Below are 211 nucleotides of genomic sequence, written 5' to 3' on the forward strand. Positions count from 1 at the left end.
TGTGACCGTGACCCTGACCGGTGGCACCCAGGTGTTCATCGCTGCCGGCTCTGCCAGCGGCACCGTGAGCATCAACGCCCCAGACGACGTGTACGTGGGCGGCCAGCCTTCGATCGTGAAGGCGATCACCGACCTGGCAGTTGCCGGCGACAAGCAGTTTGAAAACCTGGTAGCCAACAAAACGTCGGTCACTACAGCTGTGACTGATGAG

General features: G+C 61.1%; 1 protein-coding gene. It reads left to right on the forward strand.

Features of this window, described 5'->3' with window-relative positions:
• On the forward strand, window positions 1-211 hold a 211-nt coding region (locus tag IAE36_RS23570), incomplete at both ends, for an immunoglobulin-like domain-containing protein (RefSeq protein WP_201214987.1).

The sequence above is a fragment of the Pseudomonas sp. S36 genome (genome assembly GCF_016647875.1).
In the GTDB taxonomy this organism is placed as follows: Bacteria; Pseudomonadota; Gammaproteobacteria; order Pseudomonadales; family Pseudomonadaceae; genus Aquipseudomonas; species Aquipseudomonas parafulva.